Genomic DNA, 2675 nt, shown 5'->3' with positions numbered 1-2675 from the left:
AACCTTTTTCAAATCACCAATTCCTTGGTCTGCTTTTATCCTTCTTGCTCTTTCTAAATTAAAAGGATAAGTAACCATTGCAATTGTAATTGCTCCTTGTTCTTTTGCAACTTGTGCAATGACTGGTGCTGCTCCTGTACCAGTTCCACCACCCATACCTGCACATATAAATACTAAATGTGCACCTTCTACTTCTTTTTCTAATAATCCTCTATCTACTTCTGCTGCTTTAGTTCCAGTTTCTGGATAACCACCAGCACCTAGACCTTTGGTTATACTTCTTCCGATAAGAACTTTTCTTGCTCTTTCATGTAAAATACTTAGATGTTGCTTATCTGTGTTTACAGCAACTAATTCTGTACCCTTTACTCCAGATTTTATTAATCTGTTAATGGTATTGTTTCCTCCACCACCTACACCTATTGTTACAATTTTAATTTTGTCAGAGCCCATATCTTCTACTTCGTTTTGAGCTGGCCCTTGCTCGTTCATTACACTCTTTACTAAACTTTCCATACTATATCGCCTCTGCTTTGAAATAAAAGGACAAGATTTAAATACTTTTCGAATTGTGGTAATTTTTTACCTCTGTAATTTTTTTTTTAATTTTATGAGGTAGTTGTAAAATTATTGCACAAGTACGAACGCGCGTGATTTAAATTAATATATGAATTAATAAATTTGATAAAAAATTGATAAAAAAATAAAAAAGTTAAAAAACTGGATAAAAAAATAAAAAGATTACATTTAAATAATTTAGTAAAGAAGTTTTTGTGTGATTATTATGAAAAGATTAACTAATAAAACAAAAAAACAAATTGAAATTGATTTTATTTTTTTTATTATGGCAGTTAGTTTACTAATGTTTGCTTGTGTAGGTTTTGAAAAACAAATTGAAAAACCAAATGCAGTTTTACCTGCACCAGTAGTTAATACAACAGAAAATACTGAAGAAGAAATTGAAGAATATGAAGAAATAATTTTAAGTGATTTATGCAAAGGTTTATATGGAACACAAAAAAAGATATGTCTTGCAATATATGAAAATAATTTTTCAATTTGTGAAAATCAAGAATGTTTAATTGAATTTGCTAAAAATAAATCAAGTGAAGATGCATGCAATCAAATAGAAACTGAATCTTATAAATATTATTGTTTAAGTATAATCAAAGGAACAGAACAATGCTCATTAGCAAAAAGTGAAAATGGAAAAAATAAATGTTTAGCAGATTATGCAAATTATACTGGAGAAGAAAATTTATGTACTAAAATAACAGAAGAAAACGGAGAATTTAAAAAACAATGTTATTTATCTATTGCAATAAAAGAATTAAATTGTACAAAATGCAAATTTAATACTTTGGGAGAAAGCGCATTAAAAGATGAATGCAGAAGAGATTATGCAAAAATAACAGGAGATACTTCATGTTGCTCTGATCTTTGGAGTAAATCTTGGGAAAATGATTGCTATAGACAAGCAGCATTTGATAATGGAAAGGCATATTTATGTAATGATATTGAAAATAATTATCATAGGTGGCAATGTTATCAAGGAGTTTTTAATAGCGGCAACCCAAAGGAAATTGAAGAATGTAAAAAAATAATAGATGAAGAATGGATAGGTAAATGCATCACTAATCTTGCGGTATTGCAAAATAATTCAAATTTATGTACAGAAATAACAACTGAACAAGAAAAAAGAAATTGTCAAATAAAATTTGAGTAGGTAAAGTCTATGGATGAAAAAGAAAAACAAATTCTTGAAGAAGTTAAAGAATTAAATAAACAAAGAAAATTTAAGGAAGCTTTAGATTTATTAAATAAAAATAAAATTGACGATCCAACTGCATATAATATGCTTGGATTTATTAAAATGAATCTTGGAAAATATAAAGAATCATTACTTGATTATGATGAAGCTATTAAAAGAGAAAAATCTTCTGCTTTTTTATATTCAAACAAAGCCTTTGTTTATTTTAGAATGGGAGATTGGAAAAATACAATAAAAGAAATAGATAATGCCATAAAAGAAAATTCTAATGTTCCTGAATTTTTTGAATTAAGAGCTAAAGCAAATATGCTTAATAAAGACATAAAACAAGCAATCGAGGATATAAATAAAGCAATAGAATTAAACCCAACAATAGAAAAATTTTATGAAAAGAAAAAAGAAATTCAAAATATAATTTTATTAAAAAAAGAAACAGAAGATATTGCAGAAAATATTTTTGAAAATGCAAAAGAACATTTTAAAAAGAAAGAATATTATACAGCTGGTTTACTAATTGAACAAGCATTAAATATAAAAGAAACAAGTGAATTTTATGAATTTTTAGGAGTATGTTATGGCGCTTTAAATGATTTTGAAAACAGTTTGAAAAATTTAGAAAAAGCAAAAAAATTAGATACTAAAAAAGATTCAATTCACAGAAACTTAGCAAAAACTTTAATGGCATTAGGGGGAATTGAAAATCATAAAAAAGCATTAAAAGAATATAATGAAGCAATAAAAATTGATGGAAAAAATATTTGGTATTATGAAAGAAGTTATATCTATTTAAAATTAAAAGAAAATAAAAAAGCAATGGAAGATATAGATAAAATACTTAAAGAAGATCCTAATAATTCTATGTTTTTAACAAGAAAAGGAGATACGTATGCATATTTAGGAGAAC

3 protein-coding genes are annotated in these 2675 nt (G+C 26.3%); 2 read left to right on the top strand and 1 reads right to left on the bottom strand.

Annotated features, from left to right (window positions below; genetic code table 11):
- Positions 1–516: cell division protein FtsZ (locus WC356_07860; GenBank protein ID MFA5383056.1), on the bottom strand; the 516-nt coding region annotated here is incomplete at its 3' end.
- Positions 517–775: 259 nt separating this feature from the next.
- On the opposite strand from WC356_07860, the gene WC356_07855 reads away from it, so the two are divergent.
- Both WC356_07855 and WC356_07850 read left to right on the top strand, forming a co-directional pair.
- The gene (locus WC356_07855) at positions 776–1726 is read left to right on the top strand and encodes a hypothetical protein (protein ID MFA5383055.1); all 951 of its coding nucleotides are present in this window, start codon (positions 776–778) and stop codon (positions 1724–1726) included.
- Positions 1727–1735: 9 nt separating this feature from the next.
- Positions 1736–2675 (top strand): hypothetical protein (locus WC356_07850; GenBank protein ID MFA5383054.1); only part of this gene is annotated, 940 nt, incomplete at its 3' end.

The organism is Candidatus Micrarchaeia archaeon (assembly GCA_041653315.1).
Taxonomy (GTDB): domain Archaea; phylum Micrarchaeota; class Micrarchaeia; order Anstonellales; family JAHKLY01; genus JAHKLY01.
The sequence above is the reverse complement of the archived record's forward strand: the minus strand, read 5'-3'. Positions and strand labels throughout refer to the sequence as shown.